This is a genomic window from Gordonia sp. KTR9 (assembly GCF_000143885.2).
In the GTDB taxonomy this organism is placed as follows: domain Bacteria; phylum Actinomycetota; class Actinomycetes; order Mycobacteriales; family Mycobacteriaceae; genus Gordonia.
In genome coordinates, this window is sequence record NC_018581.1 from 3,650,003 (window position 1) to 3,676,108 (window position 26,106).

At 64.7% G+C, this 26,106-nt stretch carries 24 protein-coding genes; 8 read left to right on the forward strand and 16 right to left on the reverse strand.

All coding sequences use genetic code 11. The annotated features are described in order from the left end of the window. Window positions 1–17 precede the first annotated feature (17 nt). The 3 genes from KTR9_RS17150 to leuC are packed head-to-tail and all read right to left on the reverse strand — an operon-like array spanning window position 18 to window position 2,798. Window positions 18–791 carry an RraA family protein gene (locus tag KTR9_RS17150; RefSeq protein ID WP_014927419.1) on the reverse strand — a complete coding sequence of 258 codons (774 nt, stop codon included), beginning with the start codon at window positions 789–791 and terminating at the stop codon, window positions 18–20. Then, the gene (gene leuD, locus KTR9_RS17155; RefSeq protein WP_014927420.1) at window positions 788–1,390 is read right to left on the reverse strand and encodes a 3-isopropylmalate dehydratase small subunit; all 603 of its coding nucleotides are present in this window, start codon (window positions 1,388–1,390) and stop codon (window positions 788–790) included. Before leuD ends, KTR9_RS17150 begins: the two co-directional genes overlap by 4 nt. After that, window positions 1,383–2,798 carry a 3-isopropylmalate dehydratase large subunit gene (gene leuC, locus KTR9_RS17160; protein ID WP_014927421.1) on the reverse strand — a complete coding sequence of 472 codons (1,416 nt, stop codon included), beginning with the start codon at window positions 2,796–2,798 and terminating at the stop codon, window positions 1,383–1,385. The genes leuD and leuC overlap by 8 nt, the downstream gene beginning before the upstream one ends. Before the next feature lie 224 nt (window positions 2,799–3,022). Here leuC and KTR9_RS17165 point away from each other — a divergent pair, with 224 nt between their 5' ends. Together KTR9_RS17165 and KTR9_RS17170 are read left to right on the forward strand one after the other, a co-directional pair. Then, window positions 3,023–3,496: an Lrp/AsnC family transcriptional regulator gene (locus KTR9_RS17165; protein WP_044506967.1), complete on the forward strand. Its 474-nt coding sequence runs from the start codon at window positions 3,023–3,025 to the stop codon at window positions 3,494–3,496. 297 nt (window positions 3,497–3,793) lie between these two features. Continuing rightward, entirely contained in the window at window positions 3,794–5,224 is a 1,431-nt protein-coding gene (locus tag KTR9_RS17170) for an SLC13 family permease (RefSeq protein ID WP_014927423.1), read from the forward strand. 144 nt (window positions 5,225–5,368) lie between these two features. Here KTR9_RS17170 and KTR9_RS17175 read toward each other — a convergent pair whose 3' ends face one another. From KTR9_RS17175 to KTR9_RS17185, 3 genes are all read right to left on the reverse strand, one after another. Continuing rightward, window positions 5,369–6,574: a CaiB/BaiF CoA transferase family protein gene (locus KTR9_RS17175; protein ID WP_014927424.1), complete on the reverse strand. Its 1,206-nt coding sequence runs from the start codon at window positions 6,572–6,574 to the stop codon at window positions 5,369–5,371. Beyond that, window positions 6,571–7,359 (reverse strand): enoyl-CoA hydratase/isomerase family protein, encoded by a 789-nt coding sequence (locus KTR9_RS17180; RefSeq protein WP_238553903.1) that lies wholly within the window; start codon window positions 7,357–7,359, stop codon window positions 6,571–6,573. Before KTR9_RS17180 ends, KTR9_RS17175 begins: the two co-directional genes overlap by 4 nt. A gap of 62 nt (window positions 7,360–7,421) precedes the next feature. Next, window positions 7,422–8,654 carry a CaiB/BaiF CoA transferase family protein gene (locus KTR9_RS17185; RefSeq protein ID WP_014927426.1) on the reverse strand — a complete coding sequence of 411 codons (1,233 nt, stop codon included), beginning with the start codon at window positions 8,652–8,654 and terminating at the stop codon, window positions 7,422–7,424. 83 nt (window positions 8,655–8,737) lie between these two features. Between KTR9_RS17185 and KTR9_RS17190 the strand changes: the two genes are divergently transcribed. The 3 genes from KTR9_RS17190 (at window position 8,738) to KTR9_RS17200 (ending at window position 11,859) form a co-directional block, all read left to right on the forward strand. Beyond that, window positions 8,738–9,484, forward strand: coding sequence for an IclR family transcriptional regulator (locus tag KTR9_RS17190; protein WP_014927427.1), 747 nt, complete (start codon window positions 8,738–8,740; stop codon window positions 9,482–9,484). A gap of 112 nt (window positions 9,485–9,596) precedes the next feature. Further along, window positions 9,597–10,055, forward strand: coding sequence for an Lrp/AsnC family transcriptional regulator (locus KTR9_RS28280; RefSeq protein WP_044508038.1), 459 nt, complete (start codon window positions 9,597–9,599; stop codon window positions 10,053–10,055). 382 nt (window positions 10,056–10,437) lie between these two features. Next, a complete protein-coding gene (locus KTR9_RS17200; RefSeq protein WP_014927429.1) occupies window positions 10,438–11,859 on the forward strand; it encodes a GntP family permease in 1,422 nt (473 codons plus the stop codon). Between the two features lie 315 nt (window positions 11,860–12,174). On the opposite strand, the gene KTR9_RS17205 is transcribed toward KTR9_RS17200, so the two are convergent. After that, the gene (locus KTR9_RS17205) at window positions 12,175–12,375 is read right to left on the reverse strand and encodes a hypothetical protein (protein ID WP_014927430.1); all 201 of its coding nucleotides are present in this window, start codon (window positions 12,373–12,375) and stop codon (window positions 12,175–12,177) included. Between the two features lie 150 nt (window positions 12,376–12,525). Between KTR9_RS17205 and KTR9_RS17210 the strand changes: the two genes are divergently transcribed. Then, entirely contained in the window at window positions 12,526–14,538 is a 2,013-nt protein-coding gene (locus tag KTR9_RS17210; protein ID WP_035717001.1) for a glycoside hydrolase family 15 protein, read from the forward strand. Window positions 14,539–14,560: 22 nt separating this feature from the next. On the opposite strand, the gene KTR9_RS17215 is transcribed toward KTR9_RS17210, so the two are convergent. From KTR9_RS17215 to KTR9_RS17235, 5 genes are all read right to left on the reverse strand, one after another. Further along, the gene (locus KTR9_RS17215) at window positions 14,561–15,496 is read right to left on the reverse strand and encodes an alpha/beta hydrolase fold domain-containing protein (RefSeq protein WP_014927432.1); all 936 of its coding nucleotides are present in this window, start codon (window positions 15,494–15,496) and stop codon (window positions 14,561–14,563) included. Continuing rightward, a complete protein-coding gene (locus KTR9_RS17220) occupies window positions 15,493–16,017 on the reverse strand; it encodes a flavin reductase family protein (RefSeq protein ID WP_010841246.1) in 525 nt (174 codons plus the stop codon). The genes KTR9_RS17215 and KTR9_RS17220 overlap by 4 nt, the downstream gene beginning before the upstream one ends. A 27-nt stretch (window positions 16,018–16,044) precedes the next feature. After that, a complete protein-coding gene (locus KTR9_RS17225; RefSeq protein ID WP_014927433.1) occupies window positions 16,045–16,941 on the reverse strand; it encodes an alpha/beta hydrolase fold domain-containing protein in 897 nt (298 codons plus the stop codon). Window positions 16,942–17,059: 118 nt separating this feature from the next. Next, entirely contained in the window at window positions 17,060–18,925 is a 1,866-nt protein-coding gene (locus KTR9_RS17230) for an acyl-CoA dehydrogenase (RefSeq protein ID WP_014927434.1), read from the reverse strand. A gap of 88 nt (window positions 18,926–19,013) precedes the next feature. Continuing rightward, entirely contained in the window at window positions 19,014–20,216 is a 1,203-nt protein-coding gene (locus KTR9_RS17235) for an acyl-CoA dehydrogenase family protein (RefSeq protein ID WP_238553907.1), read from the reverse strand. Between the two features lie 299 nt (window positions 20,217–20,515). On the opposite strand from KTR9_RS17235, the gene KTR9_RS17240 reads away from it, so the two are divergent. Together KTR9_RS17240 and KTR9_RS17245 are read left to right on the forward strand one after the other, a co-directional pair. After that, window positions 20,516–21,586: an LLM class F420-dependent oxidoreductase gene (locus tag KTR9_RS17240; RefSeq protein ID WP_014927436.1), complete on the forward strand. Its 1,071-nt coding sequence runs from the start codon at window positions 20,516–20,518 to the stop codon at window positions 21,584–21,586. Further along, entirely contained in the window at window positions 21,583–23,511 is a 1,929-nt protein-coding gene (locus tag KTR9_RS17245; RefSeq protein ID WP_014927437.1) for a flavin-containing monooxygenase, read from the forward strand. The genes KTR9_RS17240 and KTR9_RS17245 overlap by 4 nt, the downstream gene beginning before the upstream one ends. Before the next feature lie 152 nt (window positions 23,512–23,663). Here KTR9_RS17245 and KTR9_RS17250 read toward each other — a convergent pair whose 3' ends face one another. The 4 genes from KTR9_RS17250 to KTR9_RS17260 are packed head-to-tail and all read right to left on the reverse strand — an operon-like array spanning window position 23,664 to window position 26,093. Next, window positions 23,664–24,407, reverse strand: a complete 744-nt coding sequence (locus KTR9_RS17250; RefSeq protein WP_238553909.1) for an AMP-binding enzyme — start codon at window positions 24,405–24,407, stop codon at window positions 23,664–23,666. 13 nt (window positions 24,408–24,420) lie between these two features. Further along, the gene (locus KTR9_RS28285; RefSeq protein WP_148281301.1) at window positions 24,421–24,612 is read right to left on the reverse strand and encodes an AMP-binding protein; all 192 of its coding nucleotides are present in this window, start codon (window positions 24,610–24,612) and stop codon (window positions 24,421–24,423) included. Window positions 24,613–24,636: 24 nt separating this feature from the next. Continuing rightward, window positions 24,637–25,044 carry a hypothetical protein gene (locus KTR9_RS17255; protein WP_044506973.1) on the reverse strand — a complete coding sequence of 136 codons (408 nt, stop codon included), beginning with the start codon at window positions 25,042–25,044 and terminating at the stop codon, window positions 24,637–24,639. A gap of 2 nt (window positions 25,045–25,046) precedes the next feature. Then, window positions 25,047–26,093, reverse strand: a complete 1,047-nt coding sequence (locus KTR9_RS17260; RefSeq protein WP_014927439.1) for a phosphotransferase family protein — start codon at window positions 26,091–26,093, stop codon at window positions 25,047–25,049. Window positions 26,094–26,106: the final 13 nt, after the last annotated feature.

The following is a 26,106-nucleotide window of genomic DNA, read 5'->3' on the forward strand; positions in this document are numbered from 1 at the left end:
AGGTCCTTTGTGGTGGATCAGGTGGGCGTGGTGGCTGCTGCGGACCCGAGAGTCTCGATGAGATCCTCGAGGGTGGGTGCAGCGTGAATGGTCTGAGCCAGCCAGTCTTCCCGCAGCTGGGCGTCTTCGCAGTGGTCGACAACGTCTGGCACGGAGTGGAAGGGGATGACACAGATGCCGTCACGGTCAGCGACGATGTAGTCACCGGGGCGTACGACGTTGCCCTGCAGTACTATCGGAGAGTTGATGGCCAGCGTTTGGTAGCGATACCGGGCGGCTCGGGGTGTTCGCGTCTGACTCCAAGTCGGGTGGCCCGTCTCTTGGATGGAGTCGGTGTCCCGAATCGCGCCGTCGACCACACATCCAGCGATGCCTGCCTTCTGTGCCCACATCGCCGAGAGCCCTCCGACCACTGCCGCATCAGTGGCACCTGAGCAGTCCATGACCGCCACGTCGCCGGGGCTACCCAGCCCGTAGAGATCCCGGTCGCCGAACTGCAGTCCCCGACCCTTGACCCGGTTGCCGGATGCGTCTGCGTCGAGTCGTCCGTAGCGCAGAGTGATTGCCGGCCCGCAGATGCGGCTGTCCGGCGACACGGGCGTCAGAACGGAAGCAGCGATGACCGCACCGACGCACAGTTCGTCGAGCGCGTCGGCGACTGCCGAGCTCATATCGGGCAGAACGAGCAGTCGCCGGGACAAGTCGTCGCCGTGGCGCTGAATGTGTTCGGTTGCGATCAGGACGTCGTCGATGTTGCCTGGTCGTCTGGCGCGTTCGGGGATGGTGCTCATCTGGTCGTCTCCGCCTTCAGCGACGGACGGCAGGGGCGCCGGCGTTGCTCGTAGGCCGTGATCTCGTCGGTGTGGCGCTCGGTCAGCCCGATGTCGTCCTTGCCGTTGAGCAGACGCCAACGGGTGTCGGGATCGAGGTCGAACACGTCGACACGATCGCGAAAGGCGATTGTCCGCTCGACGAGATCGACGGTGATCGGAGCGTCGCTGTCAGCGTCCAGAGACGCCAGCATTCGTTCCACGTACTCTGTCGGCATCTCGACGGTCAGCAGACCGTTCTTGAGCGAGTTGCCTCGGAAGATGTCTCCGTATCGAGGAGCGATGACGACCCGGAACCCGTACTCCTGCAACGCCCACACGGCCCATTCACGCGACGATCCGCAGCCGAAGTTCTCTCCGGCGACCAGGATGGTCGCACCCGAGTACCTGCCCTGGTTGAGAACGAACGCGGGGTCCGTCCGCCAGTCGGCGAAAAGCGCTTCTCCGAGTCCGTCTTTGCTCACGCCTCCGCAGAAGCGCGCGGGGATGATCTGGTCGGTGTCGATGTCAGAGATGCGAAGTGGGACACCGGTTCCACTGTGTGTGCTGAACTCACGCATGGGACGGCTCCAAGAGGTCGGCGGGACTGCAGATGTGTCCGGCGATCGCGGTTGCCGCGGCGACTGCAGGAGAGACGATGTGGGTACGCGTGCCGGGTCCTTGTCGACCCTCGAAATTTCGGTTGTTCGTCGAGGCCGTCCGCTGGCCTGGACGAAGTCGGTCTTCGTTCAGAGCCACGCACAGCGAACACCCGGAATAACGCAAAGACGCGCCGGCTGCGCGGAATATGTCCTCGAGGCCTTCTTCGATCGCTTGCCGTCGAACGACGTCTGACCCGGGGACCACCAGGACCTCGAGACCGGCAGCGATACGGCGGCCGCGCCAGACCTCGGCGACCTCGCGAAGGTCCTCGATTCGACCATTGGTACACGAACCGATGAACACGGCATCGACGGTGACATCGATCATCCGGGTTCCGGGCTCCAGGCCCATGTAGCTCAGCGCACGTTCTGCGGCGCGACGCTCTCGTGGGTCGGTGAACGACTCCGGCGCCGGGACCTCGCCGTCGAGTGCGACCGTCTGCGCGGGGTTGGTGCCCCACGAGACACGCGGCGCGATCTGCGCTGCGTCGAGGAACACCTCCTTGTCGAAGACCGCGTCGGCGTCTGAGTGCAGCGTCGACCAGTACTCGGCCTCGGCGTCGAACTCGGCTCCCCGCGGCACATGCGGTCGGCCCCTGAGGTACTCGAATGTCGTTGCGTCCGGCGCTATCAGGCCGGCACGAGCCCCGGCTTCGACCGACATGTTGCATACGGTCATGCGGCCCTCCATCGACAGCGACCGAATGGCCTCGCCCTGATACTCGATAACGTGGCCCTGTCCACCCGCGGTGCCGATGTGCGCGATGATCTCCAGGATCAGGTCCTTGGCCGTGACTCCCTGACGGAGCTGTCCATCGACCACCACCCGCATGTTTCGCATGGGTGACATGGGCAGGGTCTGCGTCGCCAGCACGTGTTCGACTTGACTGGTGCCGATGCCGAAGGCCAGTGCCCCGAATGCGCCGTGGGTCGAGGTGTGGGAATCACAGCAGACGATCGTCATTCCCGGTTGGGTCAGGCCGAGCTCTGGGCCGATGACGTGGGCGATACCCCGCCTGGGGTCGCCGCGGTCGAACAGGGTGATGCCGAAGTCGGCGCAGTTGCGCTGCATGTGTTCGATCTGTGCGACGGCCGCGGGATCCGTGAGAGTCCGCAACACCTCGTCGGTGGGGTTCTGATGATCGATGGTCCCGAGCGTCAGGTCGGGACGTCGTACCTGGCGCCCTGCACGCCGGAGGTTCTCGAATGCCAGCGGGGTGTTCACCTCATGGAGCAGGTGCATGTCGACGAAGACCAGATCCGGCTCGGTCTCCGACGAGCGGACGAGATGTTCGGCCCAGATCTTGTCGGCGAGGGTTTTCGGCATACGGTTTCCTTCCGCGGTGAGGGTGCGCAGCGCGATGCGGTGAGAGCGCACAGCCCGGGCTGGGGCTGACTGCAACGACTCGTTGACGCGACCAACGGTGTGACTCACACCATAGAAAGTGCTATACCGATAGCAAAGCTCAAACAAGATTTCTATGCCAAGTGATCAACAGCCGGGGCGGCTACCGCCTATTTGTGAGCATTGTGACTTCAGAAAGGATTGTCATGACCACGTTCGACAAACTCGATCTGGACCTGTTGCGCATCATCGTCGAAGACCCCAAAGCGGGGGTCCGCGAGTTCTCACGCAGGCTCAACATCGCCCGTAACACGGCGCAGTCACGCATCCGGAAGCTGGAGGACGCAGGCGTACTCGTCAGTTGGCGGCCACAGATCAACCTCTCGCCGCTGGGTTACACAGTCATGGCCTTCGTCCACGTCCACATCGCACAGAACAGAGTCGACGAGACCCTTGAGCGGCTCGCCGCGATCCCCGAGCTCATCGAGGCCAACACTGTTTCAGGCGAGGGTGATCTCCTGTGCCGCTTTGTCTCTCGTGACAACGCCCATTTCGAGACCGTGCTCCGCGCGGTCTTGAAGACAGACGGTGTGCTGCGCGCACGCAGTGAGATCGTGCTCAACCGCCACATCTGGCCCCGAACCATCCCGATCATCGAGAAAGTGCGAAACGAGCTCTGAACTGTACGAGCCGTCGAACGCGCCTCGAGGACTTGCGGCCTGACCGCTTGGTTGCAGTCGTCCCACACGAGTGGTCCAACTGTGCGCGAGACCGGCCTCGGATGATCAGGTGGTTCAAATCGGGAGCGCATCAGCAAAGTCGGCTGAACATTTGGTCGCTTTGCTCGACCTTGGCTTGATCATGTGACTGCAGTCACTCTTCAATGACAAGGCGTACGACACCACTACTCCGGTACGTGGCGGTGGCCCGACACAACCCGCCCGCAGCCGCCGGATGCATTCGAAAGGACCTCCTCGATGGTCTACACCGTCTCGATCCTGGCGCTGATCGCGTTATTCGCGATCGGCACCATGACGCCCATCAACATGGGCGTTCTTGCCTTCGCCGCTGCTTTCATCATCGGCGGCACCCTGTCCGGACTGTCCATGGACGATGTCTTCGGGTTCTTCCCCGGCGACATCTTCACCATCATCGTCGGCATCACACTCCTGTTCGGCATCGCTCGGGTCAACGGCACCGTCGACCTGATGGTCCACGGAGCCCTCAAACTGGTCCGCGGCCGCCGATGGGCGATCGTCTGGCTGATGTTCTTCCTCGGAGCCGGGCTGATGACCATGGGATCGGTACTGGCGGTGGGCATGCTCGCTCCCATCGCCATGCCGATCGCGAAACGCCACAGAATAGACCCCCTCCTCATGGGCGGCATGATCAGCCACGGCGTACTCGGCGCAGCATTCTCGCCCATCACCGTCTACGGCGCCTTCACCAACGGCTGGCTGAAGTCCGCCGGACTCCCGACCAATCCGCTTGCGCTGTACCTCACTCCGCTGACCCTGAGCTTCCTGCTCGCTTTGGTGCTCTTCGTGGCGCGCGGGCGGAACCTGCTCCGCTCGGGTCCAGACGACGTCATCTCCGCCGAAGAGGTGGATTCCACCTTCATCGGCGACAAACCGGCGCCGCAACCGCGCGGCGGTGAACTCGTGTCCGCCGGCGCCGCCGCCGGCCAGCAGGCGGTCACCGCGCGACCCGGAGCCGGACCGTCCGTCATCACCACCGGTATGCCTGACCGTGATCCGAACGAACACCACGAACCGGCCGACCGACTGAGCGAGATCGAGGGAACGCGGTTCACCCCCATCAGGGTCATCACTCTGATCGGCATGCTGGCCCTGTTGCTCGGCTCCGCGGTCTTCAGCATCGACGTCGGCGTCTGCGCCATCGTGATCGCCGCCATCTTGCTCGTGATCGCTCCCAACAAGCACAAGCCTGCAGTCAACAACGTCACCTGGTCGGCAGTACTACTGGTCACCGGCATGCTCACGTACATGAGTGTGCTGAGAGAGAACGGCACCCTGCAGTTTCTCGGCGACGCCGCCGCCTCGCTGAACTCACCTCTGCTGACGGCACTCATCCTGTGTTACGCAGTGGCTGTCGTCTCAGCGGTCGGCTCGTCCATTGGAACTCTCGGGATCGTTCTGCCCCTGGCGGCTCCGCTGCTGATGTCCGGAGACATCAAGATCACCGCTTTCGTCGCCGCGGTGTCGTTCGCCGCAGTGATCGTCGATGTGAGTCCGCTGTCCAGCAACGGGGTCATGGTTCTCGCCAACGCGCAGGTTTCTGATCGAGATGCTTTCCAGCGCACGCTTTTCAAATACACCGCCTACATTGCACTCGTCGCACCGATCCTCGCCTGGACGGTGGTTGTCCTACCCTCGGCACTGCTCTGAACAGTGCGGACCGGGCCCGGGCAAGGCACGCCGCGACCGGCCCGCCGAGACAACAGGGCCGGGTTCGAGCACTCGAACCCGGCCCTGTTGTCGCCGCAACTGCGTGCCGATCGACGAGGCCCCTCCGATGCTCGCGAGGCCCCGTCAGGACACTTGGTGGAGCTGCTCGTCCAGCCAGCGACGAACGCTGTCGTTGTGCTCGCCGAGCCGCGGCGGTGCGGAATGGCTGTCGCGAGTGCCGGCTTCGTGTCGATCATCGACCCGAATGGGTGAACCAGTCAGTTCGACGGGGCCGATATCGGGATGGTCGACCTCTATCACCAGGCCTTGCGAGCGGGTCTGCTCCCACTCGTACACCTGTTCGAGACTGCGGACTTTTCCAGCCGGGACCGCGGCATCGGCGAGACGCTTCAGCCAGTGGTCCGCATCGGCCGTCGACAACCGGTCGTTGATGAGCTCGTCGAGAGCGGCAACGCTCCTGACCCGCCGTTCGTTGTCGGCGAACGTGGGGTCCGCTGAATCGAGCCCGATCACGTCGCAAAAGCGTTGCCACGTCGCCTCGTTGCCGACCGATATCTGCACAGGACCATCGGCGGTGTGAAACATCCCGTAGGGAGCGATCGATGGATGACGGTTGCCCTGTGCTCGAGGTGACTGCCCGGCGATGGTCACGCGTGTGCCCTGATACGCGTGTACACCCACGACGCCGGCGAGCAGACTTGTGCGCACAGTTCGGCCCCGCGGCACGGGACGCCGCGCCGCGTCGAACAGGGCAGCGGCGATGGCGAATGCCCCGTTCATCCCGGTCAGTAGATCGGCGATGGGAACGCCGACCTTGGTGGGACTCGAAGGGTCGGGTCCGGTGAGGCTCATCAGGCCGGCCTCGCCTTGCACGATCTGATCGTAGCCCGGCCGCTGTGACTCAGGGCCATCGTGTCCGAATCCGCTGAGTGAGCACAAGATCAACCGAGGGTTCAGTTGACGCAACGTGTCTTCGTCAAAGCCCAAGCGCGCGAGCACTCCTGGACGAAAATTCTCGATCAACACGTCGGCGACGCGAATGAGGTCGCTCAGTAGTTGCTGTCCTGGACTGGATTTGAGGTCCGCGGTCACCGACTCCTTGTTACGGTTGCAACTCAGAAAGTAGGTCGAGATCGGCTCATTCCCCACGAAAGGGGGTCCCCATCCGCGGCTTTCGTCGCCATGTGGCGGTTCCACCTTGATGACACGCGCGCCGAGATCGGCAAGCATCATCGTTGCATGCGGTCCTGCCAGGGCCCTGGTGAGATCGACGACGATCACACCGTCGAAAAGCCCCTGCTCCCCGCCTGTTGAGACCTCTGCCGTCATCGGCGTTCGAACCTTGCATCGCGCCGGTTGAAGAATGCGTCGAGCGCCTCCTTGTGGTCGTGGGTCCGAAACATCCGGATGAACCGCTCGACCTGCAGCTCGTTGCCCTGCTCACCACTGAGGTCAAGGGCCTCATTGGCCGACTGCTTGGTCAGCTCTACGGACAACGGCGCGCGGCTTGCAATGCGATCAGCCTTGGCCAGTGCGGCCTCCATCAACTCGTCGGGCTCATGCACCTCCGACACCAATCCCCAGCGCAGCGCCTGCTGCGCGGAGTAACGATCGCCGGTCAGCAGGATCTCCTTGGCCGGTGCTAGGCCGATCAGCCGCGGCAGTCGCCAGAACGACACGATCAAACCGACATTCACACCCGCTGCCACGAAGAAGGCGTCCGTCGATGCGATGCGCAGATCGCACGCCAGAGCGAACTCCAGACCACCACCGATAGCCCCCCCGTTGATTGCCGCGATGACCGGGACACGAAACCCGTCGATGCGATCCAGTACTGCTGAACCCTCGTCGATGTAGCCTCGGATCTCGTTGTCTGTCAACGACTGATCCTCGCTGAGGTCGCCACCGGCGGTGAAATGCTTTTGATCACTGGCGATTACCACCACCCGGACATCGAGATCCTTCTCGAGATCGTCGAAGACGTCCAGCAGAGCTCGACGCAGCCTTGCCGTCAGCACGTTCGCCGGCGGTGTGCGCATGGTGATGACTGCCACATGTTGCCCGTGCATATGGACTGTCGCGGCCGGATTGGTGTCGACCGTGGAGTCATCCACGTCCACAGCGTGTCTACTCATGGGTGATAGAGCCTTTCCATTTCGTGTCTGTAGGAGTTCGTTCATGCGGGATTGGTGAGTGCGGCCCCCTCGGCCACTTCGGCGACGCCGCGGTTGACGAGTTCGTCGATCTCGGCTTCGGCGAACCCGCTTGCGGCAAGCACCTCACGTGTGTGCTCGCCCAGTAGTGGAGCTGTACGTCGGACCTCGGCCGGGGTCTGCGACATGCGCAGAGGCACCGTCAGATGGCGCACCTGGCCGAGAATCGGGTGACTGGTTGTTGTCGTCACCCCACGGTGTTGCATGTGCGCATCGGCGTGGACCTGAGACACGTCATAGATCGGCCCGCACGCGACTCCGTGCGCGCGAAGGACACCCACCCAGTGATCGGTAGAGCGCGATTGCAGGTGCCGGCCGAGTTCTGTGGCCAGTTGTCGTTGATTGGCCATGCGCTGCGGGTTGGACCCATACTCTTCGATCTCCAACAGGTCGGTGCGATGTATGGCGCGGCACATTGCCTCCCAACCGCGTTGGTTGGCTGCACCGATCGCGATGTGGCCGTCCGACGTGGGTAGTGCCTGATACGGAGCCGACAGGCGATGTGCCGATCCGGTCGGCGCCGGCACCTTTCCCTCCGCGAGCCATTCATTGGACTCCCACACGGTGGTTGCGATACCGGCTTCCAAGAGCGAGGTGTCCACGAATTGGCCTTCGCCGGTCGCCAGCCGGTGGATGTAGGCGTTCAGAACACCGAATGCCCCGAACAGTCCGGCATTCAGGTCACACACGGGAACTCCCACCTTGACGGGTTCTCCGTCGGGGGTTCCGGTGACACTCATGATCCCACTCATGGCCTGGGCCACCAGGTCGAAGCCACCCAGGTCACGGTACGGCCCGGTGGCACCGAAACCCGAGATAGAGCAGTAGACCAGCTCGGGATTGATCGCGCTCAAGGTGTCGAATCCCAGTCCGAGTTTGTCCATCGTCCCGGGTCGGAAGTTCTCGACGAGGACGTCGGCAGTCCGGGCGAGCCGACGAACCACATCGGCTCCCGCAGGGTCTTTGAGGTCGAGCGAGATCCCTCGCTTGTTGCGGTTCATCGCTACGAACGCCTGCGACGCCTCGATATCTGAAGTCGCCGACATCCGACGGGTGTCATCGCCGGTCTTCGGACGCTCGATCTTTATGACGTCAGCTCCCATGTCGGCCAACAGCATTGAGCAATAGGCGCCGGCCATCACCTGAGTGATGTCGAGAACTCTTACTCCGGCTAACGCGCCCGCCCTTGTTGTCATGACTTGCCTCCTGTGCCGTATATTGGTACGGTGTGCTTGCTGGCGATACGAAACTATGGCATCAACCACAGGAGGACGTCAATATGAGCGCGGTGACGCACGCGTTCCGTGTGTTCGAAGCGGTGTCTCAGTGGCAGCCCGTCGGGGTGTCCGCGCTCGCGTCTGCGCTGGACATGAGCAAATCAACCGCCCAACGAGCACTGCGCTCGCTCGCCGAGGAGGGGTGGATCGAACCAACGCAGTCGGATTCGACGAAATGGACGATCACGACGAAGGCCCTGGTGTTGGGAAGTCGACACTCAGGCACTACGAGTCTGCGTGAGCTGACCCGCCCGACGATGAAGCACCTGCTCGAAGAATGCGGCGAGACCGTGCACCTTTCCCTGCGGGACGGGCGGCACATGATCGCTGTCGAAATCCTGGAAACCTCGTCTCCCGTGCGTACACACGCACAGGTGGGAGATCGATTTCCGTTGCATGCCACTGCCTCTGGCATCGCCGTCATGGCTTCGATGAATCAGGCGGAGTCGAGCGCGTTGCTGACCGGGGCGCCGACGCTAGAACGATTGACGGCCAACACCCCTACATCACCAGACGATGTCGAGGCCCGAGTCGAAGCCGCTCGCCGCCAGGGATACGCAGTGACCGACGGCACCCGACATGAAGGCATCTCGGCCATCGCCGCTGCGATCCTGGATCGCACCGGACAGCCAGTTGCTGCACTGAGCATTTCGGCACCGTCGCATCGTCTGGCCGTGTCGGATCACGTCGTCGTCGGTGAATCGATCAAGAACGCGGCAGCCCAGTGCTCAGGGATATATCTGCGATGAAGAGACCAAAGCCGACTCCGTACGTTCATTCGGGGTTCTCACCACATGATGCACGACCGACGCAGGATCGAGTTTATCTGTGAATGAGAGCAATTCAGCGTTCATCGACGAGATGGATGCGGGAATCATCCGCTCGCTGTTCCATCGACCACGGGCAACCGTGGTCGGTGTCGCAGAAGCTCTAGCGGTCTCGAGGAGCACGGTCCAGACGCGTCTGGCTCGCCTCGAGGCAATGGGGATCCTCGGCTACGGAAGCCTGCACCGCATACCGGCCCTGCTCGGGTACGGAATCACGGCGTTCATCGCCATTGAAGCGCGGCAATCTGACTCCGATCATCTTTGTGCTGACCTTCGGCGTATACCCGAAGTGGTCGAAGCGTACGCCATGACAGGTGCCGACGACGTTCTCTGCAAAGTGGTCGCCCGCAGTACCGCCGACCTCGGACGGATAGCCCGCCGCATAGCCGAATGCGATGTTGCGCAACGCGTGAGGACGTCGGTCATAGTTGCTGACGTTCTCCCCCACCGGCTCGAACCACTCCTGGATGCGCATACGGAGCACAACAGGTAGGCGGGTCGACATAGCGGTCCATCGAGACGTCGGCGAGGCACACGGGGTCGCGTTGCCGCCGGCCCGCCAATTTGCGTGCGCCAAAATGCAAGTCGCTGCGCGAAATTCGAAGTAACGATGACATGTGCCCGACCGAGGATGTTCTGGAGAACTGCTCGTCGGTGGGCATGTTGACGCGACCAGAGGTCCAGTTTCGATCCCGGGCAAGCAATTTGACCAATTTCTGCCCAGGGGGTTGCCGGAGGAGCACGCCTTCTCTCATAGTGAGATGCACGTGCGTGATGTGGATCTCAAATCAAACCTGAGGTTTCTCTGCTCACCACCGTGCGCCTGACCGAGGAGCCGCGCTCCCGGTTCTTCACCCATTCTCCGAGGAGCAATCGTGGACGTTTTACACAGCTGCATCGCGATGATCGGCATCGTGGTGCTCATCATCGGATTCAAGATAAACGCGGTTGTCGCGCTGTTACTCGGTTGCCTTTACCTGGGTTTGACTGCCGGACTCGGCATGGACGCGACCATCGCCACCATCGCCGGCGGATTCGGCGAGATCATGACCGACGTCGGGCTACTCATAGGGTTCGGCGTTCTCCTGGGCGCACTGCTGTCGAGCCTGGGGGCAGTCCAACGCCTGACACACCTCCTGCTCGACCTCGTCGGGCCTCGCCGGTTTCCCTACGCGATGACCGCCACGTTCAGCACGGTCTTTCCCGCGATATACCCGGAGGCCCAGCTTGTCCTCGCGGCCCCCCTGGTGCGAACGGCCGCCCCGAAGCTCGGGCCCAACGGCTTAGGCCTCCTTGCCGGCGCGCAAGCCATCGGCATGGCTGCCGGGTTCATGTTCGTGGTACCTGGACTGGTCGCTGTCACAGTCTCGGGCCTGCTGGGCGCGTCCTTGGGAACGGTGTTGCTCTTCGGCTTGATCGTCGGTCCGGGAGCCGCCCTCATCACCGTCGCGATCTGGTGTTTGCTGGTTCGCCGGGGTTTCTGGAAGCCAGAGACGGACGAGATCGTGAGCACCGCCGGCGACATCGAACTCCTCGAGGGTGAGTCGGGCGCTGAAGATGGGCGTTCTGACGGGGAAGACGGCCAGTCCGGCAGCGGCTCAGGGGCCCTTGCCGGCGTGCAACTCGAAACACGCCGACGCACGCCGCCGATGACCGTGATGCTGATGCCGATTCTCCTGCCGCTGGCGCTGATCGCCACTTCGTCCATCGCATCGGCGACAGGTGTCGAAAGCGGACCTCTCATCTGGGTGGGGAACCCGATCCTCGCGCTGTTCATCGGGCTGATCGGCGCCTACGCCATCGCCCGCATCACCCTGGGTGGCGAACAGACCGAAAAGGTAATGAGCAAAGGGCTCAGCACCACCGGCCAAGTGCTGCTCATCACCGGCGTGGGCGGGTCTCTCGGCGCCGTGCTGGCCGAAACCGACCTCAAGAACACTCTCGGTTCCCTTTTCAGCACGCAGACCGGAGCGTCCGCCATCACGGTGGTGCTAGTAGCGTTCGGCGTCGCCGCGCTCCTCCACCTGATCATCGGCTCGGCCTCGGTGGCGGCGATCACTGCGGCGGGCATCTTGGGTCCGATCATGGGGGACCTCTCCATCAACCCGGCTGTCCTCGTCCTCGCAGTATGCGCGGGATGTCTGTTCGCCGTGCAGGTCAACAGCAACATTTTCTGGATGTTCCAAACGGTCATGAGAGTGACCACCGGCGGCGCACTGAAGGCCCTCACCCTCAACACCTGCATCTGCTCGCTGGTCGCTCTCCCGATGGTTCTGGTGCTTGCCGTATTCACGTAGCGCCGGATCGCGCGCGTCAGACGGGAACTCGGACACGGTGACTGAGCGCAACCGGTGAAATCGGCTCAGAGACGAGGGCGGTGCCACCGGTAGGTGGCGTCGCCCTCGCACTGGCAGATCCGCCCGGATCCCCGACCACGTGGCGGGTTGACGTGAACGTCAACCGGGATCCGACACACCAAACCTCCGCCGCCGGGGCGCATCGAGGCGCTGCGCTTCGGCCCCGCGAGTATCAGACCGTGACCAGCCAGGCGATCACGACGAGAATGAGCAGCGCCAGCAGGGCCAGGGTGACGGGCGAGCGCAGTAGCTTCTTCACAATCCGGTCCCGTCGTCGTCGGCGAAGCGGCGTCGGTCGACCAGCGTGGCAGCGGCGTCGACCAGGAGACTGAGCACGTAGGCGATGGCGATCGCCACGGGGATGACGACGGCTACCGTCACCAGCAACTGGGGCACGAAGGACAGGCCCGTGAGCCACTCCTCCACGCTGTCCCACCAGGCGAAGAACGCCGACACCTCATCACCCCGTCATCCGAGTACCCGATCGCGTGAACAGCGGTTCTGGCTGTTCGCGCGGCTGCGGTTTCGTGGTCCGTGATCACTGCCACCGCCCGGCTCCCGTGAGCCAAGTGGCGTCGGTGAACGCCCGTCGCAATGATAGGACCCATGTCTGTCGCAGATGACTCCACCGTAACGTCCTTGCCGACCTCGCCGACGCGGGCGTCCGGCACTGCGGCCGACGCCGACGTCACGCCGGTGCCTTCGCCGACGCCGTCGCCGTCGCACACGAGCGCGTTCCCACCCATCGGCGACTACGCGTTCCTCTCCGACACCGAGACCAACTGTCTCATCGCGCGCAACGGATCGGTGGAGTGGATGTGTGTGCCCCGCCCCGATTCGCCGAGCGTCTTCGGCGCCATCCTCGACCGAAGCGCCGGTCATTTCCGGCTCGCGCCCTACGGTGTGAACGTCCCGGTGGACCGGCGCTACCTGCCCGGCAGTCTGATGGTCGAGACCACGTGGCAGACCGACACCGGGTGGATCATCATCCGCGACGCACTGGTCATGGGTCCGTGGCACGACAACGAGCGTCGTTCGAAGACGCACCGGCGGACCCCCACCGACTGGGACGCCGAGCACATCCTGCTGCGCACCGTGCGCTGCGTGTCGGGCACCGTCGAACTGCACATGAGTTGCGAACCGGCCTTCGACTACCACCGCGGGACGACGAAATGGGAGTACTCGGGGCCGGCCTATGGCGAAGCGATCGCACACGCCAAGGACACCGACGCCGACACGCCCACTCTGAAACTCACCACGGATCTCCGCCTCGGACTGGAGGGTCGCGAAGCGCGGGCGCGCACCCGGCTCGTCGAGGGCGACAACCGCTTCGTCGCACTCAGCTGGTCCCGCCAGCCGGCGCCGCAGAACTTCGAGGAAGCGGCTCAGAAGATGTGGGCGACGAGCGAGTCGTGGCGTCAGTGGATCAACATCGGCAGCTTCCCTGACCACCCGTGGCGTTCGCATCTGCAGCGTTCGGCCCTGACACTGAAGGGCCTCACCTACTCCCCGACCGGCGCACTGCTGGCCGCCGCGACCACCTCGCTGCCCGAGACACCGCAGGGCGAACGCAATTGGGACTACCGCTATGCGTGGGTGCGTGACTCGACCTTCGCGCTGTGGGGTCTGTACACGCTGGGCCTCGACCGGGAAGCCGACGACTTCTTCTCCTTCATCGCCGATGTCTCGGGCATCACCAACGGTGAACGCCATCCGCTGCAGGTGATGTACGGCGTCGGCGGCGAGCGCACTCTCGAAGAGGAAGAGCTGACGCACCTGTCCGGTTACGACGGCGCCCGGCCGGTCCGCATCGGCAACGGCGCGTACAACCAGGCGCAGCACGACATCTGGGGCACCATGCTCGACTCGGTGTACCTGAACATCAAGTCACACGAGGCGGTGCCCGAGACCCTGTGGCCGGTGCTGAAAGCACAGGTCGAAGAGGCGATCACACACTGGAAGGACCCCGACCGCGGTATCTGGGAGGTGCGCGGGGAACCGCAGCACTTCACGTCGTCGAAGGTGATGTGCTGGGTCGCCCTCGACCGCGGGTCGCGTCTGGCCACCATGCACGGCGAGCAGGCCCATGCGACCAAATGGGCGGCGATCGCCGACGAGATCAAGGCCGACGTCCTCGCGCACGGCGTCAATGAGCGCGGGGTGTTCACCCAGCGCTACGGCGATGACGCCCTCGACGCCTCGCTGCTGCTCGTCCCGCTGCTGCGATTCCTGCCGCCGGACGATCGTCGGGTGCGCGCAACGGTTCTCGCGATCGCCGACGAACTCACCGAGAACGAACTGGTGCTGCGTTACCGGGTCGAGGAGACCGACGACGGCCTCACCGGTGAGGAGGGAACCTTCACGATCTGTTCGTTTTGGCTCGTCTCCGCGCTTGTGGAGATCGGTGAACTCGATCGTGCGAAGACACTCTGCGAGCGTCTGCTCTCCTACTCGAGCCCGCTGAAGCTCTACGCCGAGGAGATCGACGCCAAGACCGGACAGCACCTCGGCAACTTCCCGCAGGCGTTCACCCACCTCGCGCTCATCAACGCGGTGATGCATGTGATCCGTGCCGAAGAGGCAGCCCACCAGGCCACCTTCCAGCCCGCGAATCACTGAGCGGCACCGGCCCGAACCCGATCTACGCGCCGGACGCCGCCGTCGGGCTCAGAGCCGCATCGATGAACGTGCCGATCTCGTCGACGCCGCGCCGGGCCTGCGGAAGGAAGTCGCTGAAGAGGGTCCAGGCGTGGCAGGTGTCGGGATACACCGAGAGCACACTCCGCCCGCCCGCCGCCTGGATCGACCGGTTCAGCCGCACCGCGTCGTCGAGCAGTATCTCGGAATCGCTGGCCAACAGGAGGATCGGCGGCAGATCCCGGAGGTCGGCGAATACCGGCGAGGCGAGAGGATGGTCCGGGGCGGTGCCGCGGAGGTAGGCGCCGCCGAGGTTGCGCAGCGAGCGCTCCGTGATCACCGGGTCGGATTCCCCGTTGGCTGCGACGCTGTCACCCGTGGCCGTGAAGTCCGCCAGCGGAGACACGGCCACCGCCGCGGCCGGCATCCCGTCTCCGTTCTCCCGCAGACGAAGCAGCGCGGCGAGGGTGAGTCCGCCGCCGGCCGAGTCTCCGCCCAGGACCGTGCGATGGGCCCCGTGTTCGGTGATCACCGCGGCGGTGACGGCTGCCGCATCGTCGACCGCGGCCGGAAACGGATGCTCGGGCGCGAGCCGGTAGTCCGGCACGATGACCGGCACCCGCGCGGACCTCGACAGCTCCGACGCGGCGTACCGGTATCCGTGCGGACTGCCCATCACGTAGCCACCACCGTGGAACCACACGAGGACACCGTCACCGGACACCGGACCCGCCTCGACACGAAGCGCCGGCACCCCACCGACAACGACCTCGGTCACCGAGACATCCTCGGCCGGTGCGGTTTCGAGCATCATGGCGTCGAGATTGCGGCGCAACTCCGCCACGCCCAGCCTGCCGTCGCCGAACACCGCGGCGAAGCGGTCGAGGGCCCGCGCGAGCGGCTCCCGGCGTTCACTGTCGATCGCATCTGTCGTACTCACGAGCGGGTGCCACCGAGAGCCGCATCCACCGGCGGCAGCGCCGCGTGGGTACCGAAACTGCGCGCGTGGTAGGTCAGGGGTGCGACCGTATCGCTGGCCACGTCGAGAACGCGGCCGAACAGGATGATGTGATCCGCGACCTCGCTGGTCTGCATCACCTCTGCCGCCAGCCAATGCTGGACGCCCGCGATTCGCGGCACTCCGGCATCCTCGCGCCACGACACCCCGTCGAACTTGTCGGCGCCTTTCCGGGCGAACTTTCCGGCCAGTCCCGACTGCGAACTCCCCAGGACGTTCATCCCGAAGAATCCTGAGCCCAACACCAGGCCCAGCAACTCGGATCCACGGTCCAGCGAGACCAGCAGCGAGGGCGGTGTCATCGACAGCGAGGCAAAGGCACTCACGGTCGTGCCGTGCGGACGCTGCCCGTCCATGGCCGTCACCACCGCCACCGGCGTACAGACGGTGGCCATGGCGTCCCGGAACCTGGCGATCAGGTCACCGTCCTGCTGAGCAGCCATGAGAGTGTCCTTTCGTTGTCGCAGTCGTCAGACCGAGAGGTTCTTACGGAGGAAGGCGCCGGCTTCGTCGGCCGCTTGGATCCCCTCGGGAAGGATCGACGAGAACAGCGGCCAGACATGAACCATGTCGTCGTAGAGGGATGCCGAGGCCGAGCCACCCGCCTCGACGATCTTGGCGGCCGCTCGTCGCGAATCATCGCGCAGCACTTCACCTGATCCGACCATGAACAGGGCCGGGGGGAGGTCGTTGAGTTCGGCGAACAGCGGGGAGGCCAGCGGGTCGGCGGGATCGTGACCCTGGAGGTAGGCCTCGCTGACGTTGCCGATCGACCCACGGGAGACGGCGATGTCCTTACCGTCGAATTCGTCGATGCTGTCGCCGCTCGCGGTCAGGTCGAGCAGCGGTGAGATGAACACCGCTGCAGCCGGCAGACTTTCACCCCTGTCGCGCAGGGTGACCAGCGCCGAGAGGACCAGTCCGCCTCCTGCGGAGTCGCCGCCGGCAGCGACATTCGACGCACCGTACTCCGCGACCAGCGCGGCGATCACGTCGACGGCGTCATGCGCGGCGGCGGGAAACGGATGCTCGGGGGCACGACGGAAGTCGGCGAGCACGACCGAGACGCCCGAAGCCCGCGACAGGTTGTGTCCGAGTTCCTGAAAGCCACGGGCACTGCCCATGATGTTGCCGCCACCGTGGAACCAGACGAGGACCTTGTTCTCGACTGCACCCTTGGCCGCAACCCGCAGCACGGGAACGCCACCCACCTCGTCCTCCCTCGGTTGCACACCTTCGGGAAGTTCGAATTGCAGGAACAGGCGGTCGTAGGCCTCGCGTAAGTCATCAACCGTCGCTGTCGCGGGGTCGGGGAAGCCCTCGAGATACATCTTCTCGACACGTTCGAGGGCAGGGGTCCTGGTCATGATTCCTCCGAGTGGTTCTGTGTCGCCACGCGAATCGCGCTCGCGTGGCGACGACTAACTGATCTTCTGTCTGGGTTCGAGCGTTTACATGTCGAATCGGCGCTGTGAAGTCGCGCGGTCACAACGCATCGACGGCCAAGTCCATGACCGAATCGTCCACGTCGCAGGCGCTCCGGGCATCGGCGATCACCACCGGAAGCACGTTGCGGGCGAAGAACTTTGCCGCGCCCACCTTGCCCTCGTAGAACGATCGGTCACTGCTGCGGCCGAACTCCGACCGTTGCAGAGCTTCCTCCGCGACGTCGCCGGCACGAAGAAGCAACCAGGCCACCACGAGGTCACCGAGCATGAACATGAGTCGCGTCGCATTCAATCCGACGCGGTAGATGCCCTTCGCACGGCCGTCTTCGGATCTCGGATCAGAGGCCGTCAAGTCGGCGAGCATCGCGGTCACGACGTCGCGGACGGCCTGGGTGGCCTCGGCCAGCAAGGCGCTCGCGTCGGCCGGCACGCGTCGGCCTTCCCGCGTGGCGAAGACGGTGATCTCCTCCAGCAGGTGGTCGAGCGCGACTCCCCTGTTCCTCGCGATCTTGCGGAAGAACAGATCCTGCGCCTGCATCGCCGTCGTGCCCTCGTACACGGTGTCGATCTTGGCGTCGCGCACGTACTGCTCGACCGGGTAGTCCTGCAGGTAGCCCGAACCGCCCAGGGTCTGTAGCGATTCGGTACCGAGTACGGTCCACGACCGCTCGGACCCATACCCTTTGACGATCGGGAGCAGCAGGTCGTTCACCGCCTCGGCCAAGCGGGTGTCCGTGCCTTCGGCGGAGCCGATCGCGATCTCGTCTTGCCATGACGCCGCATACAGGACCAGAGACCGCAGACCCTCGGCATAGGACTTCTGCGTGAGCAGGGAGCGACGGACGTCAGGATGCGCGGTGATGGGAACGCGTGGGGCGTTCGGATTCGATCCCGCAGCGAGATCTGCACCCTGGACGCGAACCCTGGCGTATTCGAGGGCGTTGAGGTATCCCGTGGACAGCGTGGCGATCGCTTTGCAGCCCACCATCATCCGGGTGTCCTCGAGTACGTCGAACATCTGGTTGATACCGTCGTGGACCTCACCGAGGAGCCACCCGCGAGCCGGCCTGTCGGCGCCGAGCGTCATCTCGCACGTCGCCGAGACCTTGACACCCATCTTCTTCTCGATCCGGGTCGCATACACCCCGTTGCGTTCACCGGTGAGGTCACCGGTCGCGACGTCGAAGTGGTACTTCGGCACCAGGAACAGGCTGAGGCCCTTGGTTCCCGGTCCACCCGCACCCTCGACTCCGACGGGACGGGCGAGCACGAGGTGGAGGATGTTGTCGGCCAGATCGTGCTCGCCGGCGGTGATGAACCGCTTCACCCCCACGAGGTTCCACGTACCGTCCTCGTTGGGGGTTGCCGTCGTCTTTCCGGCGCCGACGTCCGAACCGGCATCCGGTTCGGTGAGCATCATCGTCACTCCCCAATGCCTCGATGCGACCATCTCGGCAATCCGCTTGTCCCGGTCGGTCCCTCGGCGCCACACCACCCGGCTCCCGGTCGGAAACGCGAGGTAGGTCCACAGGGTCGGATGTGCCCCCAGGACGAACTCCGCGAGCGCCCAGTTGAGCGAGCTCGGCGCGGCGGTGCCGCCGAGCTCGGGCAACACCCGAAATCGCCACCACTCCGAGTCGAGCCACGTCTTGTAGGTGGATGCGTACGACGCCGGAACCGTGACGGTTCCCGTGACCGGGTCGAATGTCGTCTCCGCGCGGTCGGACTCCTCGAAGGACTCCGCGAGGTGGTCTCGCGCGAGCTGCTCCACCTCCCGCAACGCCAGGCGGGCCGTATCGGCGTCGACATCCCCGAACGGTCCGACACCGAAAACCGCGTCGCGACCGAACAACTCGAAGAGATTGAACTCGATGTCGCGCAGATTGCTACGGTAATGCCCCATTGTCGATCACCTCCTCACTTGCCGATCCCATGACCGCACATGCAACCGCGATGCCCGGATCACCTGCGGCCGGCGGCTGTCTGCTGTGTCAGTCCTTCGCCTGTGCATAGATCGGCAGGAGCACGGCGGCGGAGTCGACGAGCATCTTGGGATCGACGAGCAGATGCTGCGTCGCCACGTGCATGTCCCGTACATAACGGCCGAGTGTGCTGGTCGAGCCGATGCTCTTGCTGCCACCCCACCGGTGCGCGAACTCGACCACGTCCAGCGCGACTTCGTGCACCCACGACAGCATCTGGGTGACTCGCGCAACGTGCTCGGGAGTGATCGGGTCACCCGCCGCCACGGTGGCCTCGGCTGCACGGGTGACGTCGTAGACGTAGAGCCGGGCAGCGCGCAGGTTGGCTTCCTTGCGTGCGAAGTCGATGCGGAAGAAATCGGCTTCGCCGACCGGCATCGTGTAGTTGGGGCGCATCTTTCCCGTGGTCAGATCCGCGACCAGTTCCAGTGCGCGGGTCGCGATCCCGAGTGCGATCGACGCGTGCGGCAGACCACCGGCCAGTTCGTTGGTCAGCTGGTACATGACCTCGGGCCGAGTCGGTGTGCCACCGAAGGTCGGCGTCGTGTACTCGGCCGGGACGAACTGCTTGGTGACCCGGTAGTCGTGACTGCCGGTGCCCGCCAGACCCCAGACGTCCCAGTTCGTCGAGAACTCCACCTGGTCCTTGGGCATCAAGGCGATGCGCGCTTGCGGTTGCCCGTTCTCACCCAGGATCGGGTTGCCGTTCTCGTCGGCGACGACGAACCCCGCCCCGATCCAGGTCGCGTGGTCCGAACCGCTCGCGAACGAATAGTCACCGTCGATGATGTAGCCGCCGTCGACCTTGACTCCCATGTGACGGGGAAGGAGCTGACCGGCGGCGATGAACGGGCGATCCGCACCGAAGACGGTCGCGGCGACCTCCGGTGCGAGGTATCCCACGACGCCCGCGGTGCCCCACTCACTGGCCATCCAGGCCCACCCCACCGAGGCGTCGGCCTTGGTCACCTCCTCGAACACGCGCATGCCCTCACTGGGCAGAAGACCTCCGCCGCCCAGATCCTCGGGGATCAGCATTCCGTGCAATCCCAGCTCGACCAGCGCATCGGCCACCGGCTTGGTGATGGTGCGTTCCCGTTCGATGGCCGCGGCCTCGTCACGGATCAGGGACGTGATCGATCGGGCGCGCTGAAGGTAGTCGGCCTCTTTCGAGGACGTGGCGGTGGTGTCGGGGCTCAGAACTTCGGTCATGACCATGCCTTCCGTACGGATGTCCATCCGGCGTGCCCACGTCGACTTCCTTGGACGCGACCGGTGTTTCTTGAACTCTCGGTGCTCGACGTTCGCTGCTCGAACGACCGGATGTGATTAAGCTAACATAGTAAGTACTAATGTCAAGCATCAATTTTGCAGGTGAAGCGGTTATTGACCGTCGAGTCAAGCCATAGTAAGCATTAACACCAGGTCTTCGAAGCAACAGCAGACCGAGCCACACACCACTGTCGAATTCGCGATCGGGCGACACCATCGAGGAAGCAGGGATTCCCACCATGCGCATCGGCACCGTTCTCGGCCATGGCCGCAGTTTCGACCAGATCGCCACCGAGACAGCTGATTACGAGTCGGTCGGACTCGACTCCGCAACTCTCGGGGAGGCCTACACCTTCGACGCCGTGTCTCAGCTCGGATATCTGGCCGCGCGGACGACCACGATCGAGCTCGCCACGGGCATACTCGCGCTCGATGCGCGAACCCCCGCGACCTTGGCGATGACCGCCGCCGGACTCGACTACGTGTCGAAGGGGCGGTTTCGCCTCGGGATCGGCGCCTCCGGACCCCAGGTCGTGGAGGGATTCCATGGCGTCGCATTCGAGCACGCAGTGGGAAAGTCTCGCGAGATCATCGACATCTGCCGCACGGTGTGGCGGCGCGAACCACTCCGCCACGATGGCCGCCGATTTCAGATACCGGTTCCGCCCGAGCGCGGAACCGGCTTGGGAAAGCCCCTCAAGTTGATCAATCATCCTGTACGATCGGACATCCCGATCTCGATTGCCGCGCTGGGCGAGACCATGGTCGCGCTGACCGCGGAGCTGGCGCAGGGGTGGGAACCGATCTTCTTCTATCCCGAGAAGATGCAGGCGGTCTGGGGAGAGGCCCTGCGACGCGGTCAGGCGGCTCGCGATCCCGCTCTGGGTGATCTCGACATCATCGTCCGGTTACCGTTCGCCATCGTCGACGACGATTCGGCGTGGCTGGATCGTGCCCGACCCCAGCTCGCGCTCTACATCGGCGGGATGGGATCGCGTGAGAAGAACTTCTACAACTCGTTGGCGCGACGGTACGGATTCGACGCGGAGGCCGGCGCCATCCAGGACCTGTTCCTGTCCGGACGCCACAAGGAGGCCGCAGCGGCCGTGCCCGACGAACTGGTTCGCGCGACATCGTTGATCGGGCCGGTGTCCTACGTCGCCGAACGCGTCGCCATGCTCGAGGAGCTCGGCGTCGGCCTGCTGAACGTCGTCCCGATGGCTGACACACATCCCGAACGCCTCGCCGCGGTCGAGTCTCTCCGTGACCTCGTCGATCGAACAGACCCCCCTGGAAAGCAGGAGTCATGACCCTCACCATCACGCCGAATCCGCAACTCGACCGCGAGACCGTGCACAGCGTCGTCTCGGCGGGCAATGTCGCCTGCCTGTTGCCGGTCCTCTACCAGCTGACCGGTGAGGAGAAGTGGTTGTCGGCCCCGTACACCCCACGGTCACCCAGGGGGTTCGAAGAGCTGAACGACGGCGGTCTACCGCCGGAGATCCGCGCCGAGATCCACGATGCGGTGACCGACGCGGTCCTCGATTGGTGCAACGGGAAGCCACCGGCCTACCCGTCACCGTCCGGCGCGGAGCTCGCCCGCCTGATGAGCACCGCCATGGGTGAGTCGATCGGTGCGGAGTACTCGCCGATGGTGGCGGAGCAACTCGGCTTCGCCCCCTATCAACCGGTCGACATCGGAAGCCGTATCCAGGACTCGCGCAACGACTTCCATGTCGTGATCGTCGGTGCGGGAATCTCCGGTCTGGTCTGCGCGATCAATCTGGAGAAGGCGGGCATTCCGTACACGATCTTCGAACGAGACGAACACCTCGGCGGCACGTGGTGGGCCAACCGCTATCCCGGTGCTCGCGTGGACATCCCGAGTGACCTCTATTCGTTCTCCTTCCACCCGAAGAACTGGTCGGAGTACTTCGCCAGGCGGGACGAGATCTTCGACTACGTCTCGGACGTGGCCCGGGAACACGGCATCGTCGAGCGGGTTCGGCTGCGGCACACCGTGGACTCCGCGGTGTGGGACGACGCGGACCAGCGGTGGGTGCTGTCGGTCACCGGCGCCGACGGCCGACAGCACGACGTCGGCGCGACCGCGCTGGTGACGGCCGCCGGACTGCACAGCACGCCGAACATCCCCGCGTACCCGGGTATATCGGAGTTCACCGGACAGATCGTCCACTCCGCGCAATGGCCCGCCGACGTGGACCTCACCGGCAAACGCGTCGCGGTCGTCGGAAGCGGAGCGAGCGCGATGCAACTCGTCGTCGCCATCTCCGAGCAGGTCCAGTCGATGACGATCGTGCAGCGCCAACCTCAGTGGATCACTCCGAACGAGCACTACTTCGCGCCGTCGGATACCGCCAAACACTGGTTGTTCGACAACATCCCGTTCTACCGCGGCTGGTACCGCTTCCGCCTCTACTGGCTTTACACCGAACGCACCTTTGCCGCGCTTCCCGTAGATCCGGACCGCGCCGCGAAGGGGAAGCAGGTCAGCTCGCTGAACGATGCCTTCCGGGCACACTTCACCGCCTATCTCGAACATCAGCTCGGCGGCGACGCTGATCTGATCCGCCGAACGACCCCTGACCATCCTCCGTTCGGCAAACGGCTCCTCATCGACAACGGCTGGTTCGCCACCCTGCGCAAGAGCAACGTCGAGCTGCTCACCGACCGCGTCGAGCGACTCACGCCGACAGGAATCGTGACAGCCGACGGCGTGGCACGCGAGATCGACGTGCTGATCCTGTGCACCGGTTTCCAGCAGCAGCGATTCCTGTTCCCGATGGAGATCCGCGGCCGGGAAGGAACGTCATTGCGGGAGAGCTGGTCTGACGACAACGGTCGCGCCTACCTGGGAATCACCACACCGGGCTTCCCGAATCTCTTCTTCCTGTACGGGCCCAACACCAATCCTCCCGGGGGCAGCTACATCACCATCGCAGAGGCCCAGGTGCGCTACATCGTCGAATCGATCTCTCGACTGGTCACCGATGATCTGGCCTCGATCGAATGCCGTCCCGAACCCTACGAGCGATACAACGAGGAGCTCGACGCCGCGAACGACGCCATGGTCTATGCCATGGACGGCGTCGACAGCTACTACCGCAACACCAGCGGCCGCGTGGTGACCAATTCGCCGTGGCCGGTTCGCGAATACTGGAGCCGAACGACCCACCCGGAGCCGAGCGACTTCGTGAGCACCCCGCTCCGCTGAACCTCAGCCTGCTAGTGTCTCGGCGGCGGCATGGTCGCCGTCGAGCGCCCGGTCTCATGAAACGCCGGTGCTCGTCGAGCGTGCGTCGGATTTCGTCGACCGTGCGTCAAATCCCGTCGACTGGGCGTCTCCGGAGGGTCGAGGACCGGAAGTCAGTTCACCGACCGCGCTCGCCCATCCCAGAAGGGCGCGCGCAGCTCGCGTTTGAGCACCTTGCCCACGGCGTTGCGGGGCAGCACGTCCACGAACAGCACGTCGACCGGGGCCTTGAAACGAGCGAGGTGTGCACGACAGTGAGCCAGTACGTCGTCGTCGGTGATGACGGAGTCGGGTGAGGCAACCACCACGGCCACCGGGCTCTCTCCCCATTTGTCACTCGGCACGCCCACAACCGCTGCGTCGGCGATGCCGTCTATGCCGAAGAGGACATCTTCGATCTCGCGCGGGTAGATGTTCTCCCCGCCGGAGATGATCATGTCCTTCACCCGGTCGGAGATGAAGAGAAAACCCTCCTCATCGAGGTGGCCCGCGTCCCCGGTGTGCAGCCAGCCATCGACCAGCGTCGTACGGGTGGCGTCGTCAAGACCCCAGTAGCCGCTCATGAGCTGCTCGCCGTGAACGAGCACCTCGCCCACCGCTCCGGCCGGCAGTTCGACACCGTCCCGAGAGACGACCTTGACCGCGGACCCGATCACCGGCCGACCGGCCGACGCCAGGTTCCCGGGATCCGAACGCAGCGCGCGGCGGTGGTCTTCAGGCGCCAGGACCGTTGCGACAGCGCAGCATTCGGTCATCCCGGCAGCCTGGTCGTAGTCGCGCACCACCCGGATGGAACAGCCACCCGCGGTATAGGCCAGATCTGCAAAGGCCGCGCCGGCATGGAACATCGGCATCATGCACAGGGTGCGCTTACGATTCGCGTCGAGGGCGAGTTGGATCTGCCGGGAGAACCGCACCCAGAGCCGCGGCGTGGTCTTCGTGGACCACGGCCAGACGACATCCCGCGTCGGTGACGATGTACTCCCACTCCGGCGGCGCCAGTCGGAAATTGAGCGGCACGGGCACCACACCCGCACGGGATGCGCCGAAATACAGCGTGATGCGACTACGGCCGGTCGAGGAGCGTCAGCCCGGCAGTCCGCTGCGCAAAGCGGTCGAGATCTGCTCGTGGACATCGTCATCGGTGAAGCGAAGGACGGCGTCCACCGCCTTCGACGAGGTGTCCGGATCGACGTATGACCGTGCCAGCGCCGTCGAGATCGCTCGACGCCCCTGCCGTAGGCACTCGACGCCTTCGCCGACGACGTCGTGATCGAGACCCAGATCGCGCGCGAGAACGTCGGTCGCGTGGATGTTCCGCGTCAATCTCTCGGCGTTCCAGTCGATCCGGTCGACGATGTTGTCGAGGGCCTCGATGACCGCGGCCAGCTCCAGCCGGGCGGTCGTGTCGGTCAGATCCCCGGCGACGCGATGGGCCAGGGTGTCGCGGATGGTGGCGAAGACCTGACTCGGTTCGGTGGAGTAGACGGTCATGGTCAGAGTCCCCATTCCTTGTCGCGCAACATCTTCGACAGCCATCCAATGCTGTAGTAGACGCTGTGCGCCATGTTCGAGTAGCGCAGTTCGTCGCGCTCCCCGCGCGAGTAGATGTCGACGGCCTGCAGGCACCCGACGGCCGTCTTGGTCAGCGACTGCACCGTCCACCAGGTGAGCGCCGCCGGGGACGGTCGCCAACCGCCCGCCGCCTCGTACTCGTCGAGGAAGGGTTCGAGCTCGATCAACTTGCACAGCAGGGGCGAACGTCCCCTCGAGGTCCGCTGCGCGAACCACGCGATGTCGGCGGTCGGATCCGAGAAGTGCGCGGTCTCCCAATCGAGCACCCCGGTGATGGAGCCGTCGGCGATCACCAGGTTGCCGATTCGGAAATCGTTGTGGACGAGCGAGACCCGGCCCGAGACAGCGTCCCGGCGATGATCGAGCCAGGCGAAGGCGAGGTCGAGGACCGGGATGGGGATGTCGACGACCTCCCGATAGACCTGCGACCACTTGTCGTTCTCCGTCTTCCCGGTGTCGCCCGGCGCCGGGACCGGTCCCAGGACGGTCAGACCCATGGTCTGCGGATCGGCCGCGTGCAGACGCGCCATCTCGCGGGCGACATCCCGACCTAGTTCCTCCCGCACCGCCGGGTCCGGGACGATCCGAGAGATCGTGGGTGGCATCGGGATCTGCCCGTGGACCTTCTCCATCGCGAACCATCCGCGGGCGTCGCCGGTGGGCACGACGGACGCGACCACTTTCGGGACGCGCATCCCGATCGCGTCGGCGGCATCGAGCAGAGCGACTTCGCGGGCCACGTCGTAGTCACCGACGATGCCGCTGACGGGTTGCCGCTTGACGGCATAGGTGACCGCCTGCGGGCCCCCCGGGCCATCCCAGGTGACGGTGACGAGGTAGGTCTCCCAGGAGTTGCCCTCCCCGCGCTTGTCGACATCGGTGAGACGCAGCGTGCCGTCCGCGCCGATCGCGCGATCGAGTTCGGCGGTGAGATCGTCGAGGAAGCTCTCGATCGTGTTGGTGTTCATCGTGGCCCCGGTC

Coding starts and splice junctions, on each gene's coding strand:
- KTR9_RS17150 (WP_014927419.1), bottom strand. CDS start 791: ATGAGCACCATCCCCGAACGCGCCAGACGACCAGGCAACATCGACGAC.
- leuD (WP_014927420.1), bottom strand. CDS start 1,390: ATGCGTGAGTTCAGCACACACAGTGGAACCGGTGTCCCACTTCGCATC.
- leuC (WP_014927421.1), bottom strand. CDS start 2,798: ATGCCGAAAACCCTCGCCGACAAGATCTGGGCCGAACATCTCGTCCGC.
- KTR9_RS17165 (WP_044506967.1), top strand. CDS start 3,023: ATGACCACGTTCGACAAACTCGATCTGGACCTGTTGCGCATCATCGTC.
- KTR9_RS17170 (WP_014927423.1), top strand. CDS start 3,794: ATGGTCTACACCGTCTCGATCCTGGCGCTGATCGCGTTATTCGCGATC.
- KTR9_RS17175 (WP_014927424.1), bottom strand. CDS start 6,574: ATGACGGCAGAGGTCTCAACAGGCGGGGAGCAGGGGCTTTTCGACGGT.
- KTR9_RS17185 (WP_014927426.1), bottom strand. CDS start 8,654: ATGACAACAAGGGCGGGCGCGTTAGCCGGAGTAAGAGTTCTCGACATC.
- KTR9_RS17190 (WP_014927427.1), top strand. CDS start 8,738: ATGAGCGCGGTGACGCACGCGTTCCGTGTGTTCGAAGCGGTGTCTCAG.
- KTR9_RS28280 (WP_044508038.1), top strand. CDS start 9,597: ATGGATGCGGGAATCATCCGCTCGCTGTTCCATCGACCACGGGCAACC.
- KTR9_RS17210 (WP_035717001.1), top strand. CDS start 12,526: ATGTCTGTCGCAGATGACTCCACCGTAACGTCCTTGCCGACCTCGCCG.
- KTR9_RS17220 (WP_010841246.1), bottom strand. CDS start 16,017: ATGGCTGCTCAGCAGGACGGTGACCTGATCGCCAGGTTCCGGGACGCC.
- KTR9_RS17225 (WP_014927433.1), bottom strand. CDS start 16,941: ATGACCAGGACCCCTGCCCTCGAACGTGTCGAGAAGATGTATCTCGAG.
- KTR9_RS17230 (WP_014927434.1), bottom strand. CDS start 18,925: ATGGGGCATTACCGTAGCAATCTGCGCGACATCGAGTTCAATCTCTTC.
- KTR9_RS17235 (WP_238553907.1), bottom strand. CDS start 20,216: ATGACCGAAGTTCTGAGCCCCGACACCACCGCCACGTCCTCGAAAGAG.
- KTR9_RS17240 (WP_014927436.1), top strand. CDS start 20,516: ATGCGCATCGGCACCGTTCTCGGCCATGGCCGCAGTTTCGACCAGATC.
- KTR9_RS17245 (WP_014927437.1), top strand. CDS start 21,583: ATGACCCTCACCATCACGCCGAATCCGCAACTCGACCGCGAGACCGTG.
- KTR9_RS17250 (WP_238553909.1), bottom strand. CDS start 24,407: ATGATGCCGATGTTCCATGCCGGCGCGGCCTTTGCAGATCTGGCCTAT.
- KTR9_RS17255 (WP_044506973.1), bottom strand. CDS start 25,044: ATGACCGTCTACTCCACCGAACCGAGTCAGGTCTTCGCCACCATCCGC.
- KTR9_RS17260 (WP_014927439.1), bottom strand. CDS start 26,093: ATGAACACCAACACGATCGAGAGCTTCCTCGACGATCTCACCGCCGAA.